This window comes from Halomonas sp. YLB-10, from assembly GCF_003856855.1.
Lineage (GTDB): Bacteria > Pseudomonadota > Gammaproteobacteria > Pseudomonadales > Halomonadaceae > Halomonas > Halomonas litopenaei.
Genome location: NZ_RRCU01000002.1, coordinates 653094 through 668857 on the forward strand (window position 1 = coordinate 653094; position 15764 = coordinate 668857).

General features: G+C 64.1%; 17 protein-coding genes. 5 read left to right on the forward strand and 12 right to left on the reverse strand.

Annotated features, from left to right (window positions below; translation table 11 throughout):
• The first annotated feature begins 9 nt into the window (after positions 1-9).
• Positions 10-771, forward strand: a complete 762-nt coding sequence (locus EBB56_RS06720; protein ID WP_124803462.1) for a hypothetical protein — start codon at positions 10-12, stop codon at positions 769-771.
• Between the two features lie 216 nt (positions 772-987).
• On the opposite strand, the gene EBB56_RS06725 is transcribed toward EBB56_RS06720, so the two are convergent.
• Together EBB56_RS06725 and EBB56_RS06730 are read right to left on the reverse strand one after the other, a co-directional pair.
• Entirely contained in the window at positions 988-1704 is a 717-nt protein-coding gene (locus EBB56_RS06725; RefSeq protein ID WP_204248908.1) for a DUF1989 domain-containing protein, read from the reverse strand.
• A gap of 235 nt (positions 1705-1939) precedes the next feature.
• The gene (locus tag EBB56_RS06730) at positions 1940-2650 is read right to left on the reverse strand and encodes an FMN-dependent NADH-azoreductase (RefSeq protein ID WP_045991165.1); all 711 of its coding nucleotides are present in this window, start codon (positions 2648-2650) and stop codon (positions 1940-1942) included.
• Between the two features lie 30 nt (positions 2651-2680).
• On the opposite strand from EBB56_RS06730, the gene EBB56_RS06735 reads away from it, so the two are divergent.
• The 3 genes from EBB56_RS06735 to EBB56_RS06750 all read left to right on the forward strand — a co-directional run bounded on the left by EBB56_RS06735 (position 2681) and on the right by EBB56_RS06750 (position 4778).
• Entirely contained in the window at positions 2681-3697 is a 1017-nt protein-coding gene (locus EBB56_RS06735; RefSeq protein ID WP_083970183.1) for a LysR substrate-binding domain-containing protein, read from the forward strand.
• Between the two features lie 231 nt (positions 3698-3928).
• Complete coding sequence (locus tag EBB56_RS06740) at positions 3929-4564, forward strand: lysozyme-like domain containing protein (RefSeq protein ID WP_045991166.1); 636 nt, start codon at positions 3929-3931, stop codon at positions 4562-4564.
• Positions 4565-4652: 88 nt separating this feature from the next.
• Positions 4653-4778: a hypothetical protein gene (locus tag EBB56_RS06750; protein WP_260425300.1), complete on the forward strand. Its 126-nt coding sequence runs from the start codon at positions 4653-4655 to the stop codon at positions 4776-4778.
• 96 nt (positions 4779-4874) lie between these two features.
• Here the strand turns inward: EBB56_RS06750 and EBB56_RS06755 are convergent, their stop codons facing one another.
• From EBB56_RS06755 to rho, 8 genes are all read right to left on the reverse strand, one after another.
• Positions 4875-5954, reverse strand: coding sequence for a 3-deoxy-7-phosphoheptulonate synthase (locus EBB56_RS06755; RefSeq protein WP_045991167.1), 1080 nt, complete (start codon positions 5952-5954; stop codon positions 4875-4877).
• A gap of 4 nt (positions 5955-5958) precedes the next feature.
• Positions 5959-6117 (reverse strand): hypothetical protein, encoded by a 159-nt coding sequence (locus EBB56_RS21860; protein WP_185696394.1) that lies wholly within the window; start codon positions 6115-6117, stop codon positions 5959-5961.
• Positions 6118-6269: 152 nt separating this feature from the next.
• Positions 6270-6437 (reverse strand): hypothetical protein, encoded by a 168-nt coding sequence (locus tag EBB56_RS21865; RefSeq protein ID WP_185696395.1) that lies wholly within the window; start codon positions 6435-6437, stop codon positions 6270-6272.
• 113 nt (positions 6438-6550) lie between these two features.
• Positions 6551-6706: a hypothetical protein gene (locus EBB56_RS21870; RefSeq protein WP_181248593.1), complete on the reverse strand. Its 156-nt coding sequence runs from the start codon at positions 6704-6706 to the stop codon at positions 6551-6553.
• An 81-nt stretch (positions 6707-6787) separates the two neighbouring features.
• Positions 6788-7501, reverse strand: a complete 714-nt coding sequence (gene folM, locus EBB56_RS06760; protein WP_124803466.1) for a dihydromonapterin reductase — start codon at positions 7499-7501, stop codon at positions 6788-6790.
• Positions 7498-8277 carry an NAD(P)H-flavin reductase gene (locus EBB56_RS06765; protein WP_108132291.1) on the reverse strand — a complete coding sequence of 260 codons (780 nt, stop codon included), beginning with the start codon at positions 8275-8277 and terminating at the stop codon, positions 7498-7500. The genes folM and EBB56_RS06765 overlap by 4 nt, the downstream gene beginning before the upstream one ends.
• Entirely contained in the window at positions 8274-9767 is a 1494-nt protein-coding gene (gene ubiD / locus EBB56_RS06770; RefSeq protein ID WP_045991170.1) for a 4-hydroxy-3-polyprenylbenzoate decarboxylase, read from the reverse strand. The genes EBB56_RS06765 and ubiD overlap by 4 nt, the downstream gene beginning before the upstream one ends.
• A 117-nt stretch (positions 9768-9884) precedes the next feature.
• On the reverse strand, positions 9885-11144 hold the full coding sequence (rho, locus tag EBB56_RS06775) for a transcription termination factor Rho (RefSeq protein WP_045991171.1): 1260 nt from the start codon (positions 11142-11144) through the stop codon (positions 9885-9887).
• Positions 11145-11582: 438 nt separating this feature from the next.
• Here rho and ppx point away from each other — a divergent pair, with 438 nt between their 5' ends.
• Positions 11583-13142, forward strand: coding sequence for an exopolyphosphatase (gene ppx, locus EBB56_RS06780; protein WP_124803468.1), 1560 nt, complete (start codon positions 11583-11585; stop codon positions 13140-13142).
• Between the two features lie 67 nt (positions 13143-13209).
• Here ppx and tilS read toward each other — a convergent pair whose 3' ends face one another.
• Both tilS and EBB56_RS06790 read right to left on the reverse strand, forming a co-directional pair.
• Positions 13210-14496, reverse strand: a complete 1287-nt coding sequence (gene tilS, locus EBB56_RS06785; protein ID WP_124803470.1) for a tRNA lysidine(34) synthetase TilS — start codon at positions 14494-14496, stop codon at positions 13210-13212.
• A gap of 210 nt (positions 14497-14706) precedes the next feature.
• The gene (locus tag EBB56_RS06790) at positions 14707-15660 is read right to left on the reverse strand and encodes an acetyl-CoA carboxylase carboxyltransferase subunit alpha (protein ID WP_045991173.1); all 954 of its coding nucleotides are present in this window, start codon (positions 15658-15660) and stop codon (positions 14707-14709) included.
• Positions 15661-15764: the final 104 nt, after the last annotated feature.

The window sequence follows — 15764 nt, forward strand, 5'->3', positions numbered from 1 at the left end:
ACCAGAACCATGTGGAATCTGGGACACCGACATCAGCGCATACTTCTTATGCCCCAACGCGCCCCTTCAGCCGACGAAGATCCCGAGCCTCGTTGGTACTGGGTCCACTGTGTCGATCAACAGAGCCTCGACCGGGGCAGCGCCGCCAATGTCCAATCGCTTTCATGCCTCGACCAGGCACTTCCCTGTTGTCTCGTCATACCGCCACAATCGGTCACCCTGGTAACGCTGGACGGCGCCCTGGCCGAGGAGGTCGACAGCAGGGAGTCACTGGATGAACTGGTTGAGCGGGAGCTTTGCGTAATACCGCACACTCTCGCGCTCCATGTGCTCTATCGTGATGACAGCGCCCTGGATGTCATGGTGGTGCAGCGTACCCTGCTGGCCCAGTGCAGCCGACGCCTGGGACGCCATCACCTCTCGCCCCGCTGGTGGGCCAGCGCCTTCCAGGGTCTGCCGCCGCCCGAACCCGACACCCTGGGCGTACTGCCCTGGGGCGACGACTGGATGCTGAAGTGGCGCCACCCCGAGACCCCTGAACGGGAGCGCTGGCTGTGCTGGCCCAAGAGTCAGGACATGGAGGACCTGAGCGACCATCTTCCGGAAGTGCTGCGCGAGTCGCCATGGAATTGTCCACTGGCCCCCCAGGCCGTCAACGGCCTCGACTGCCTGGACTTCTGTGCCCGCCACCTGCCCGAGGACCTGCCACTGGTGCCCTCGGACATCGGAGGTGAGGGTCAGCCAAGGGAGAAGAAGCCCGAGCCCGCGTAGAGGCAGCGTGATCGCTATCGCTAAACTTCGCTGCCGCTGGCCCAAAAAACGTGTAGAGGCGTTTGAAGCGACGAGAGGGAGTGCTGAAGTCATATCGTGAGCGATGACGAGCCGGATGCCGCCGGAGCGCAAAGGCTGGAGTTTACCTCCGACGAAATGAGAACCTTTAGCGCCGGCGGCGGAGTTGCAGTGCATCGCCATCTATCCCGTGTTTCTTCAATCTCCGAGCATGACTCCTATACTTTCCGTTTGGCTACCAACTCCGTTGACCGCCGTAATATCCTGGGGACAGCATGACATGACTACGTAACAGGTCATCATTGCCTTGAACACGATCCTGTCGTCTCTTTTGGCCACGGGTGGCACAAATGTCAGTGAGCCATCACCATCAAGTGGAACATTCATCCACACATTGAATGGTGATGGAACATGCGAAACCTCCTTGCCGATGGCAAGCAATGCCATTCGAAGATTATCAACACAGTTGTCATGGTATTCGCTTACGCCAAGCTGTCTATAGCGATTGATATCGCAGGCGGCAATCAATGTGTCATGCACCCCAGGCGAAGTATCTTCCACTAGTTCCAGCATCTCGTTTCTTCTATTGGAAACCATACTGTCACCGACAACCGGCACCAAGCGCCCAAGATGGGTTCGAGTATGTTCCATGGATAGAAATTCGTCTGGATCACTCGTATTGAAAGCCCACATATCGCAGACCTGCAATCCACTTACGTTAATCAGCGTAAGCATCTGCCCTTTTTCCAGTACAACGGCAGCGCCACACCTCGCGGGAATGAAATAGACCTTTCCTGGCTGCAGAACACCATTGCGCGCAAGCGGTTGGCTCACTGACAACTGTTTTTCTTCCAGCGCACCGAAAGAAGCCGCCAGATCAGGCTCCCTATCTCTACTTATATAACCACCCATCATCCACCTCGCTCACTGATTTTTCCGACTTATCATGAAGAATACATTGTTGGAAATCAGACACTCCCTCTCACCACATCGGCCCTCTGACGGCGAGACGCGCAAATTTCTCATCCCGCGAGACTATTCTTATTTCAAGTTCTGCAATACAGACGTTTGCTGGACAGGGAATCACATCTGTTGCCGAGCATCTGGTACCCAGCAGGGGACGATCGAAGAAGCGGTCACGGAGGTGCGCTCACCCCGAGACTGGATCGGAAACAACGCGAGCAACGTCCAGACTGGCCGCCAGCCTGTCGACCAACGCCTCAACGCGTTGCTCCGCCTGAATCAGAGACTGCTGCAGCCGCTCGTCGGCAAACTCGTCATACTCCACGGCGATGCTGTGCAACTCCTCTATGCCGAGATAGGCGAAAACGGTACGCAAGTGTGGTTCGACGTGGTTGGTGTGCTCCATTCGCTCACCAGACTCATAGCCATAATCACCCCGGGCACCAAGCACTACCAAGCGCTTGCCCATGGCGCTCAGCATCGGCCAATAGGGCAAGCCTGGGCGGGAGCGATCAAAGCCGAAAGTCCGCCCGACTCGCACGATATTGTCGATATAAGCCTTGAATCCGGCCGGAACGCCGAAGTTGTACATCGGTACGCCAGCAATGATCAGATCCGCCTCGAGCAGTTCGTCGACCAGGGAATCACTCTCCGCGAGAACCTCGTGCATCCACCTATCCCGCGCTTCCGGCTTGGTGAAGGCGGCATGAATCCAATCACCGGTGACAGGACGAGGCGGCTGCTGGCCGACATCGCGATAGACGACCCTGTCGTCAGGACGTGCCCGTTGCCACTGTGTGACGAAGTGGGCGCTGAGGCGTCTCGAATGCGATCCGTGGGGTTGACTACCGGAAAGTCCGGAGCGTGCGCTGGCATCAAGGTGCAACAGTGTAGCCATGAAGATTCTCCTTTGGGATTAGTACCGCTCATGCTTGGTGGTGCACGAACGACAGAATCTTCCAATCGATTCGGGCCGACAAACGATCTATTCTTTGCAGATACACAAAAATTTTTTGTCCATAGGGATGCGATGCAACGACGCCGACTACCACTCTCGCAGTTGCGTGCCTTTGAGGCGGCAGCACGTCACCGTAGTTTCAAGGGGGCGGCTGAAGAGCTGGCGGTAACGCCCGCCGCGATCAGCCACCAGGTACGTGAACTGGAAAGCTGGCTCGGCGTAGGGCTATTCGAGCGTCGCACCCGCCAGGTGATCCCGACCGACGCGGCAACGGAGCTTTCTCCCGTGCTACGCCAGGGCTTTGACGCCTTCGCCGACGCATTGGAAAGTCTGCTCAAGCGAACGACACCCGCCAGCGTCACCCTCTCCTGCACTCCGGCCTTCGCCAGCCAGTGGCTGCTTCCTCGACTGACCGACTTTCATTCGACGAATCCCGATATCGCCTTGAATATCCATGCCAGCGAGAGCGTGCTTGATCTGACGCATGGAACCCGCCTGGCGATTCGTTACGGTATGGGCCCCTATCCGGACCATGAGGTGGTGACCCTGGCGACCGATCGCATTGCCCTGGTCGCCAGCCCGCAACTCCAGCTGGCTGGCGTCGACGACCTCAGGGGTGTTCGTCATATCGATTTCGACTGGTACTGTCCGAACCTTGGCCTGCCCGGCTGGGCTCAGTGGTGTCAGGCGGTGGGGTCTACCCCTGCCGTGCTGGGGCCTCGACTCGCCTTCTCCGAAGAAAGTCACGCGATCCAGGCCGCTATCTCCGGTCAGGGCGTGGCCCTGCTGGGCTTGACCCTGGTGCAGGATGAGATCGCTCGTGGTGTGCTGGAGGTGCCATTCGGCCCGTTTCTACCGGGACTGCACTACCACCTGATCAGGAGCCAAACAATGTCCGACAATGCCATCCTCGACAAGGTGGTGGTTTGGCTTCAACAGGCGTTTTCAGCGGCAACCGCTACCATAGGCGAACAACAGGCACCTTGATGCAACCCGTTTGCCTTCCCGCAAGAAATGACCGTCCTGGCCTTGAGCGTGGCGCTGGATGATCGAACTCAGACGTCATCGGACATCGAAGGCGTTCGCCCCATCGCCCCCTCTCCGATGACCCGAAGCAGCCGGTGGGACATGTGAGGATGACCCGACAGTGCACGGGAGGGCATACTGGGGGCGATATCACTAAAACGGGAAAATGTTGTGAAACGGGCCATGCCAGGGATGCGGTCTGCTCTACTCACTACGGTGCTTGCCGCGGCGCTTGTTACTCTCAGCGGCTGCGCCGCCTTCGCCCCGGCGCCGCCGAGCCATCAGGACAATCTGTGCGAGATCTTTCGCCAGCAGCCTGACTGGTACGACGCCACCCAGGCCTCTTATGAAAAGTGGGGCACGCCCCCCTGGACCCAGATGGCCTTCATCAAGCGCGAGTCGTCGTTTCGCAGCCACGTCAGGCCGCCACGTACCAAGTTGCTGGGCTTCATTCCGTGGACGCGCCCGTCCTCGGCCTACGGCTATGCCCAGGCCCAGGATCCGGTATGGGGCGAATACGACGATGACGCCGGCGGGCTGTTCGCCAGTCGCACCGACATGGACGACGCCACCGACTTCATCGGCTGGTACAACGCCCGCACGCGGCGCATGACGGGGGTGTCACTGTCCAACCCCGAGCACCTGTACCTGGCCTACCACGAAGGCCAGGGCGGCTATCAGCGCGGCAGCTATCGCGCCAAGCCGGCGGTGCAACGCGCGGCGCGGGAGGTGGCCAGCACAGCTTCCCGCTACCGCGGCCAACTGGCGGCCTGCGAGGCGGAATTCCGCTGCGACAGCTTCTATCAGGTATGGCCCTTCTGCCGCTGAGTCAGGTGGCCTCCCACCATGCTTCCCGCTACCGCAGCCAACTGGCAGCCTGCGAGGCGGAATTCCGCTGCGACAGCTTCTATCAGGTATGGCCCTTCTGCCGCTGAGTCAGGTGGCCATCCACTATGCTTCCCGCTACCGCAGCCAACTGGCGGCCTGCGAGGCGGCATTCCGCTGCGACAGCTTCTATCAGGTATGGCCCTTCTGCCGCTGAGTCACGTCCCCACCCACGGCGCGAGCCAGTTACGCCGGACAAAAACGACCAGAGGCCCGAAAGGGCCTCTGGTCTGGTTCGTTCGCATCGTCGGGCTCAACCCTGCTGGGCAAGACGCTCGGCAGCCAGGCTCAACAGGTGTTCGGTGGTCTCCCAGCCGATGCAGGCGTCGGTGACCGAGACACCGTAGCGCAGCTTGCCGGGCTCCAAGGGTTGTTTACCCTCGTTCAGGTGGCTTTCGAGCATCACCCCGATCAGCGAGGTGTCACCGGCCAGGCGCTGGGCCAGCACCTCGAGCAGGACTTCGCTCTGACGGCGATGGTCCTTGCGTGCGTTGGCGTGGCTGCAGTCCACCATCAGCCGCGGCGGCAGGCCGGTGCCGATCAGCGCCTTCCTGGCGGCGGCGACCGCATCGACCCCGTAGTTGGGCTCACCGTGGCCGCCCCGCAGCACCACATGGGTGTAGGGGTTGCCGGTAGTCTCGCGCATGACCGGCTGCCCCTGCTCGCCCACCGCGAAGTGCTGGTGGGGGTGGGCGGCCGAGCGCATGGCGTCGAGTGCCACCTGGACGTCGCCGCTGGTGGCGTTCTTGAAGCCGACCACCGCGCCGATGCCACTGGCCATCTCGCGATGCAGCTGGGATTCGGTGGTGCGTGCGCCGATCGCGACCCAGGCCAGCAGGTCCTCAAGGTAAGGAGCGATCATCGGCTGCAGGATCTCGGTGGCCACCGGCAGGCCCAGCTCGACGATCTCGCGCATCAGCTGGCGTGACAGCTCGAGCCCACGCGCCATGTCGCCCTTGCCATCCAGGTCCGGGTCATAGGCCAGGCCCTTCCAGCCCACGGTGGTGCGGGGCTTCTCGACGTACACCCGCATCACCACCAGCACTCGATCACGGATGCTGTCGGCCAGGGAGGCCAGGCGCCGGGCGTATTCAAGCGCCGACCTGGGGTCATGGATCGAACAGGGCCCGACCACCGCCAGCAGGCGATCATCACGACCCTCGAGAATGTCACGGATCTGCTGACGCTGAGCGTCGACGCGATCGCTCAGGGTCGTCCCGAGTGGGCACTGGCGCTTGAGCGCCTGCGGGGTCGGCAGGGTCATCTGGGGGGCGGTCTCTTGCGTCGCGGCAGCGTTGAGGTCGGCGGTGGCAAGCGAAAGGCTGGCGGTCATGGTATCAGCTCCGTGTGGTCGTACATCGTTGGGTGCGTCGACCACCGAGGCGCTCACGGTCGGAGGTGGCCAGTTGGGCCGACCGCGCGTCGATAAATCGCCAGCTATCGCCATAGGCATAGCCATGGGAAATGGTGCTGGCGAAGAGTCGATATGCGGTCATGTCATTGCTCCGGTTGCCTGCCTTTCGCAGGTGAGTGCTACTGAGTGAAAACGTCTGGCCACACAAACAAGGAACCCCCGGACGGGCAGCCGTCCGGGGGTTCTGGGAGGCGGCCCTGGGGGGGAGCGCCTCGCGAGTGCCAGATACTTGGATCAGGCCTCGCGCACCAGCGCCCCGGTATCAAACCAATACCAGGAAAAGCTGGGCCAATAAAAGGACACCGCGTCCGCATGCACACAATCCGAACCCACGACGGCACCGACGAGGGCGCTGTCGCTGCCATCGGGTCGGGGTCGGGTCGGGTTTGCGTGATCGGTCATCGGTGTCTCCTCGAATCTTGCTTCATCCTGCCCCGCGCCGGAGCAAATGGCAACCCCTGTGCACGGGCAGGAAAAGCGCCGTGCCGTCGACCATGGTCTGCTGACGCCCCTGGCTAGCCTGTCGCCAGTTGCACCCAGCCGATGGTCGCCGGCAGACAGGTCATGCCGACCATCACTACCAGGCCGAGAAAGATCGTCAGGAATCCGCTTTCGTCATGAAAGCCGTCGTGAGAGCTGTCACCATGCAGGTCGTCGTCGTGATGGGCCATGGGTCGCCTCCTTGTGATGTTGTTGTCAGGGTCATCCAGAGTCTAGGGGGATTCCTCGGGTCAGGCGAGTCCGCCGGCGATTCAGCGCAGGTGGCGTCCACCGTCCACGGCCAGGGTCGTCCCGGTCACATAGCGGTTGTCGAGCAGGTAGCGCAGGCTCTGGTAGATGACCCCGGGCCCCGGCACCATGTCCATCGCCGACTTGGCCCTGGCCTTGGCGGCATAGTCCTCGTCATCGCCCTGATTGAGCATGATCAGCGCGGGTGCAATGGCGTTGACCTGGATCTCAGGGGCATAACGCGCGGCGAAGGACAGCGTCAGATTGTCGAGCCCGGCCTTGGTGGCGGCGTAGGCGGCGTGCTTGCGCGAGCCCTTCTGCACCACGTAGTCGGTCATGTGGACGATATCCCGCTGAGGCTCGCTGCAGGCGTCGAGCAAGGGCTTGGCGTGGAGGTTGATCAGGTAAGGCGCCAGCATATGGATACGGAACAGCCGCTCGAAGGCGGCCCCGGCATCCTCGCCATCGCTGTCCGGTGCCCAGTCGCTGGCGTTGTGGACGATGGCACGCAAGGCGTCTGTCTCGTCCTTGAGCCGCTCCAGGAAGTCGAGGATACCGTCTTCGCTGGAGAAGTCCGCCTGGAGGGTGACGATGCCGCGCTCGCGCATGGCCTCGAGCTCCGGGCGCTCGCGGCGATAGCTGATGATCACCGGCTGGCCGTCCTGTACCAGGCGCTCGGCGCAGTGACGCCCCAGACGCTGGGCGCCACCGGTAATCAGGATCGGCGACGCACTCATGACTGCTTTTCCCCGACCAGGCTACCGACCACCGGCACCAGAGGGTCGCGTGGCGCGTAGGCGAAGACGTCCGAGAACACCCGTGACGGGTCCAGCCCCAGCGAGGCGAGCACGTCGACACAGGCATAGACCATGCCGGGCGAGCCCGACAGATAGACGTCGTGGCCCGACACATCGCCAAGCTCGGCGGCGAGTGCGGCGTCGATACGGCCATGATGGGCGTGCACCCGCTCGTCGGCGAAGCCTTGCTCGAAGCCTTCCTCGCAGACCGCGTGGAAGCTGACCTTATCGGACTCGGCGACCCACTGCCGGGCCAGGCTCTCGGCGTACAGATCACGGCGTTCCTTGGCCGCCCACCACAGGCTGATGGAGCGCTCGGGGTTGGCGTGGAGCGCCGCCTCGACGATCGCCTTCATCTGGGCGAAGCCGGTACCGGCGGCGATCAGCGTCAGCGGACGATCGCTTTCACCATCCAGCACGCAGTCGCCCCCCGGCAGACGCACGGTCAGGTGCTGGGCCTCGACCAGCATGGCCCTGAGCTGGGCCGAGTTGGAGCGTTCGGGCCAGTGCTGAATATGCAGCTCGAGTCGCCCATCGTCACGATGGCGGCTGGCGATGGAAAAGGGCACCCAGCAGTCATCGTCCAGGCACATTTCCAGGTACTGGCCCGGGGCATGGGCCATGGCCTCGGCGCGTCCTTCCAGAATCACGCGAAACACGTCAGGGGTGAGGTCCTCGACCTCGATGACCTGGCAGGTCAGGGTCCTTGCCGTCATGTCGACCTCTTGTTGCTGTCGGGGAGAGGAATGTCGAATTCGTCCCAGCGCTCGCTGACCCGGGACTTGATGCTGTCGTCCATGGCAATCGCCACGCCCCACTCCCTGTCCGTTTCACCCGGCCACTTGCTGGTGGCGTCCAGGCCCATCTTGGAGCCGAGCCCAGCCACCGGAGAGGCGAAATCGAGGTAGTCGATCGGGGTGTTCTCGACCATCACGGTGTCGCGGGCCGGGTCCATGCGGGTGGTGATGGCCCAGATCACGTCCTCCCACTGGCGAGCGTCGACGTCATCATCCAGCACGACCACGAACTTGGTGTACATGAACTGACGCAGGAAGCTCCATACCCCCATCATTACCCGCTTGGCGTGGCCCGGGTACTGCTTTTTCATGGTCACGACCGCCATGCGGTAGGAGCAGCCTTCCGGGGGCAGATAGAAGTCGACGATCTCAGGGAACTGGCGGCGCAGGATCGGCACGAACACCTCGTTCAAGGCGAGCCCGAGGATCGCAGGCTCGTCCGGTGGACGTCCGGTGTAGGTGGAGTGGTAGATGGCGTCCTTGCGCATGGTCATGCGCGTCACGGTGAACACCGGAAAGGTCTCCACCTCGTTGTAGTAGCCGGTATGGTCGCCGTAGGGACCTTCCGGCGCGGTATCATCGGGGTACAGGAAGCCCTCGAGGATGATCTCGGCAGACGCCGGCACCTGCAGGTCGGCGTGACCGCAGTTGACCAGTTCGGTGCGCGAGCCACGCAGCAGCCCGGCGAAGGCGTACTCGGACAGCGAGTCAGGCACCGGGGTCACCGCCCCCAGAATGGTCGCCGGGTCGGCGCCCAGCGCCACCGCCACCGGAAAGGGCTCGCCGGGGTGCGCCTGCTGGAATTCCTGGAAGTCCAGCGCGCCGCCACGATGGGACAGCCAGCGCATGATCAGGCGGTTCTTGCCGAGCTTCTGCTGGCGATAGATACCGAGATTCTGACGACTCTTGTGCGGGCCCTTGGTGATCACCAGCGGCCAGGTCACCAGGGGGGCGGCATCACCGGGCCAGCAGTGCTGGATCGGCAGTCGATCCAGGTCCACCTCATCGCCCTCGAAGACTCGCTGCTGGACCGGTGCCGAGCGCACGGTCTTGGGACCCATGCTCATGATCTGCTTGAAGATCGGCAGCTTTTCCCAGGCATCGCGAAAGCCCTTGGGAGGTTCCGGCTCCTTGAGAAAGGCCAGCAGCTCACCGACCTCGCGCAGCGCCTCCACCGAGTCCTGGCCCATGCCCATGGCGACGCGTTTGGGGGTGCCGAAAAGGTTGCCGAGCAGCGGCATTTCGCTGCCCTTGACGTTCTCGAACAACAACGCAGGGCCACCGGCGCGCAGGGTGCGATCGCAGATCTCGGTGATCTCGAGATAGGGGTCCACCTCGGCGGTCACCCGCTTGAGTTCGCCGGCGGCCTCGAGACCCGCGATAAAGTCACGCAAGTCACCATATTTCATGCGATTGCCTCGCTCCCCTGAACACAAAAGGGGCAGCATAGCATGCTGCCCCTCGTCTTGACCTCGGTCACCTGGACCTTGCGTCTGGCGACCGCCCAGGCGCGGCGTTGGCCAACGCTAGCGGCGCTTCATCGCCTCGAAGAATTCGAGGTTGGTCTTGGTGTCCTTGAGTCGGTCGATCAGGAACTCGGTGGCCGCGGTATCGTCCATCGGGTTGAGCAGCTTGCGCAGGATCCACATGCGCTGCATCTCCTCGTCGGAGGCGATCAGGTCCTCACGACGGGTGCCGCTGCGGCGGATGTTGAGCGCGGGATAGACGCGACGCTCGGCCAGACGGCGATCCAGGTGGGCTTCCATGTTACCGGTGCCCTTGAACTCCTCGAAGATCACTTCGTCCATCTTGGAGCCGGTGTCCACCAGGGCCGTGGCGATGATGGTCAGGCTGCCGCCTTCCTCGATGTTACGCGCGGCACCGAAGAAGCGCTTGGGCTTTTCCAGGGCGTGGGCGTCGACACCACCGGTCAGCACCTTGCCGGAGGACGGCACCACGGTGTTGTAGGCGCGCGCCAGACGGGTGATGGAATCGAGCAGGATGACCACGTCCTTCTTGTGCTCGACCAGACGCTTGGCCTTCTCGATCACCATCTCGGCCACCTGGACGTGACGCGCCGGCGGCTCGTCGAAGGTCGAGGCGACCACTTCGCCGCGCACGGTGCGCGACATCTCGGTGACCTCCTCGGGGCGCTCGTCGATCAGCAGCACGATCAACTGGCACTCGGGGTTGTTACGCGTGATCGAGGTGGCGATGTTCTGCAACATCAGCGTCTTACCCGCCTTGGGCGGCGACACGATCAGGCCACGCTGGCCCTTGCCGATGGGTGCGGTCAGGTCGATGATGCGCGCGGTCAGATCCTCGGTGGAACCATTGCCGATCTCCATGCGCAGACGGTCCTGCGGAAACAGCGGCGTGAGGTTCTCGAACAGGATCTTGTGCTTGGCGTTCTCCGGCCGGTCCAGGTTGATCTGGCTGACCTTCAACAGCGCGAAGTAGCGCTCGCCTTCTTTCGGCGGGCGAATCTTGCCGGAGATGGTGTCGCCCTTGCGCAGGTTGAAGCGCCGGATCTGGGACGGCGACACATAGATATCGTCGGGGCCGGCCAGGTAGGAGCTGTCGGCGCTGCGCAGGAATCCGAAACCGTCCTGAAGGATCTCCAGCACGCCATCGCCGAAGATGTCTTCGCCGCTCTTGGCGTGCTTCTTCAGGATGGCAAAGATGATGTCCTGCTTGCGGGACCGGGCCAGGTTGTCGATACCCATCTCGCGGGCGATATCGAGAAGCTCCGGCACGGGCTTTTGCTTGAGTTCGGTCAGATTCATCAGAGTTCAGAAATTACTCGTGGAAGCCGGGCGGCAAGGCGCCGAGGGGCGAAAAGACACGCCGATTGAGTGCGTTCAGAGCCCGAGGCTGCTCGTGCGAGGCCAGGTAAAGATAATAGGGCCATTGACTGGATTCTCCGGAGGGGAGATCCACGCCAGCGTCTGGACGAGGGAGCAGGTTCATTCGCCGTTGCCAGCGTCTCGCGGGCTTGGGCCGGGGCCTTGGCCGGGAGCGGAGCTGACGTCGTGCGGGCTGTCTGACGACTTGGGATGGTCACGTCGCGGCGGCGGCGCGACCGGGAAAACACATTCGAAACAGGCGAATGACCCGATACTAGACAAGCCGGAAGGGGAACGCAAGCCCCGTGGCGGACCCGGATCATTGACATCCCCCGGGGCGAAACGCAACCTTGATCCATCTCCAGTGAAGGACCCGCCATGAATCAACCCTCGGATACGCTCAGCACCCTGCGCGAGTCGCCCCACGACGCCACCAAGGACCCCGCCCGCCTGGCCGCCATCGACCTCGGCTCCAACAGCTTTCACCTGCTGGTGGCCAACTATCAGGATGACCGGCTGCAGGTGGTGGCGCGGCTGGGCGAAAAGGTCCAGCTGGCGGCGGGCCTGGACGACGACGGCTACCTCAACGAGGACGCCATGACACGGGCGCTGGACTGCCTGGCTCGCTTTGCGCCCTTTCTCGAGGGCATCCCCGCCTCGCGCATGCGGGTGGTGGGCACCAACGCCCTGCGCGATGCCCACAATAGCCAGGAGTTGATCGACCGCGCCGAGGCCATGCTCGGCACGCGCATCGAGATCATCGCCGGGCGCGAGGAGGCACGCCTGATCTACCTCGGCGCGGCCCACGCCCTGGCCGAGAACGGGCGCCGGCTGATCGTCGATATCGGCGGCGGTTCCACCGAGTTCATCATCGGCGAACAGTTCGAACCCAAGGCGCTGGAAAGCCTGTCCATGGGCTGTGTGACCTTTACCCGACGCTTCTTCGGCGACGGCGATATCAGCGAGAAGCGCATGCGCAACGCCGAACTCGCGGCGCTGTCGGAACTGGCTAATATCCGCAGACCCTACCAGCGTCTGGGCTGGGATGACCCGGTGGGCTCCAGCGGCACCATCAAGGCCGCGGCGGCGGTGATGCACGCGGCAGGCGACGCGCCGGAAGGGGTAATCACCCGCGACGGTCTGGCCAAGTTGAGAAAGCGCCTGATCAAGACCAAGCAGCTCGACAAGGTCTCCATGGATGGGCTCAAGGCCGATCGTGCCCGGGTCTTTCCCGCCGGCGTCGCGATTCTGTGCGCGATCTTCGAGGCCTTCGACCTCAGCGAAATGCGCTACGCCGACGGCGCCCTGCGTGAAGGGGTGCTCTACGACATGGCCGGCCGCAACAGTCCCGAGGACTCGCGTCTAAAGAGCCTGGAGACCCTGGCCCGCTACAACGCCGTCGACGTCCGTCAGGCCGACAATGTGGCCGCCTCGGCCAAGGCGCTGTTCGCCCAGGTCGCCGGCGACTGGGGGCTCGATGAGGAACGTGGCCGCTATCTGGAGTGGGCCGCCTGGGTGCACGAGATCGGCCAGTCGATCTCGCACAGTCAGTTCCATCGCCACGGCGCCTATCTGCTCGAGCACTCGGATCTGGCCGGCTTCTCGCGCCCGGAACAGCGCCTGCTGGCCTTCCTGGTGCGCGCCCACCGGCGCAAGTTCCCGAGCAAGGAATGGCAGCTGCTGCCGAAGGCCGAACAGCGCGACAGCCAGCGCCTGGCACGCCTGCTGCGACTGGCGGTGATCCTCAACCATTCGCGCCCGGAGCAGCCGCCGGCGACGCCGCGGCTCGAGGTGGACGGCGAGGTCCTGCATCTGCACTACCAGGGCGGCGACGAGCCCGGCCTCTTGTGCACCGACCTGGAACGCGAGGCCGACTACCTGGCCAATACCGACTTCGCGCTCAAGCTGCACGCAGGCGCCGCCCACGCCGAAGCCTGAGCCCTCTCACCAGGTCTTTGGCCAGAAGCCCATGGCCAACCCATCAGCCGGCCCCAGGCGTCGCCCGTCAGGGCGACGCCGTCCAGCCCTCGGCCAGGGCGATCCAGCACCCCCTGCCGGCGTCCAGCGCCGCCACGCAGCGCTCGCCCTGCCACACCACCAGCACCTGGGCACGCCGCCAGGGCGGCACACCGGCCTCCTGCAACAGCCGCTTCAGGTCGCGGCTTCCTCGCCCGGCAAGCCTCAGCCGTTCGCCGCCCTGGCGCGGGCGCAGCCACAAGGGCAGCGACGTTTCCTCCGCCGGCCTCGGCAGCTTTATTGGCACACCGGCGACCACCAGGGCGCTCCCTGGAGACCAGGGGCCTTCGGCAACCTCCAGCGGATCTCCGGCACCCTCCCCCATCAGCCACAACGCACCGCGCCAGAGCCGCGCCTCTGCCCCGGGCCAGCTCACCTTGACCTCGGCGTCACGCCGGGCATGACATTGCTCGAGCAGATCGTCCAACCGTGGTCCCGGTGCCGGCGCAAGTCCCAGCCGACGCATGCACAGCCCGATCAACCAGCGCTGACGGCGCCGTGACAGCGACAGCAGGCCCTCGAGTTCCAGCCTGGCGGGGTCGCCACCCAGCCGCGCCAGATCCTCAAGCGCGTATTCGTCCAGCAGTGCCGCCGCCTCGCCGGCATGCCGTGCACTCGCCGCCAGGGCGTCCGCGGCGTCGGGCCAGCGCTGCTCCAGCGCCGGCACCACCTCATGACGCAGATAGTTGCGATCGAACTCGCGACTGGCGTTGCTGGGGTCCTCGACCCAATCGAGCCCGCGACGCCGGGCTTCGGCTTCCAGTTCGCTTCGCCGGACCTCCAGCAAGGGGCGCTCGATCGAAAGGCCACGCTCCTCACGCCGCGCCGGCATGGCGGCAAGGCCCGCAACGCCTGCGCGCCTGAGTGCGGCCAGCAGCAGCGTCTCGGCCTGGTCATCACGGTGCTGGGCCAGCCACAGCACATCACCGGCGTCCAGGCATTCGACGAAGGTGTCGTAGCGCGCCTGGCGCGCCGCCGCCTCCAGGCCCTTGCCGGAGGTACGGTCCACCCTTGCCCGGACGACCTCGAGGGTTACCCCCTGCTGCGCGCACAGCCTGCGACAGTGGCGCTCGAAGTCATCCGCCGCCGCCTGCAGGCCATGGTGCACGTGGATCGCCCTCAATCGGCGCGACCGCTGCCCGCAGGCCCTTGCCGCCAGCGCCAGCAGCACGCAGGAGTCGAGCCCACCGGACAGCGCGATCCACAACGACCGCTCCGGCGGCACCCGGTCGAGGGCCCGCTCGATTCGCGCTTCAAGGGTGGGAGACGTCGGCATGTCGGCGATTCCTGAGGGTCAGGGTGGGCGGTGGCACCTACTATGCATACGGCCCCCATCGCAGGACGATGGGGGCCGCACAATCGATGCAGAGCATTCGAGCTCAGGCCGGGCGCCGTGGCTCATCAGACGCTCATCGATGCAGAGCGCTCGAGCTCAGGCCGGCGCGCCGTGGCTCATCAGACGCTCATCGATGCAGAGCGTTCGGGCTCAGGCCGGGGCGCCGTAGCTCATCAGACGCTCGTAGCGACGTTCGAGCAGCGCCGCGGTATCCATGGCGTCGAGGCGCTCGAGGCTTTCGCCGATGGCATCGCGGACCCGGGTGGCGGTTTCATGGGGGAAGCGATGGGCGCCGCCCAGGGGTTCCTTGATCAAGGTGTCGACGAAGCCCAGCTCCTTGAGACGGCTGGCGGTGATCCCCATGGCCTGGGCGGCGTCGCTGGCCCGCTCGGCGCTCTTCCACAGGATCGAGGCACAGCCCTCCGGCGAGATCACCGAGTAAGTGGAGTATTCGAGCATCATCAGCTCGTCGCACACGCCGATGGCCAGGGCGCCGCCGGAGCCGCCTTCGCCCACCACGGTGGAAATGATCGGCGTCTCAAGCCGCGACATCACCGCCAGATTGTAGGCGATGGCCTCACTCTGACCGCGCTCCTCGGCGTCGATGCCCGGGTAGGCACCAGGGGTGTCGATAAAGGTCAGCACCGGCATCTTGAAGCGCTCGGCCATCTCCATCAGACGGCAGGCCTTGCGATAGCCTTCCGGCCGCGGCATGCCGAAGTTGCGGCGCACCTTCTCCTTGACGTCGCGGCCCTTCTGGTGGCCGATGATCATCACCGGACGATCATTGAGTCGCGCCACACCGCCGACGATGGCAGCGTCATCGGCGAACTCGCGATCACCGTGCAGTTCGTCGAAGTCAGTGAATACGTGCTCGAGGTAGTCCAGGGTGTAGGGACGCTGGGGATGGCGCGACAGCTGGGATACCTGCCACGGCGACAGGTCCTTGAAGATCGACTCGGTGAGCTTGCGGCTCTTTTCCTCGAGTCGGGAAATTTCGTCCGCCAGGCTGACCTGGCTGTCGTTGCCGACCAGACGCAGTTCTTCGATCTTGGCCTGCAGTTCGGCGATGGGCTGTTCGAAATCGAGATAGTTGGGATTCATGGGCCAGCCTTGTGGTCATGGTCAGGCGGGCGCGACGCAGTCGTCGCAAGCCCACCCATGGCAAAGAAAAAGTGGTGTGCATTATCGCACCCTGACCGGGCCAC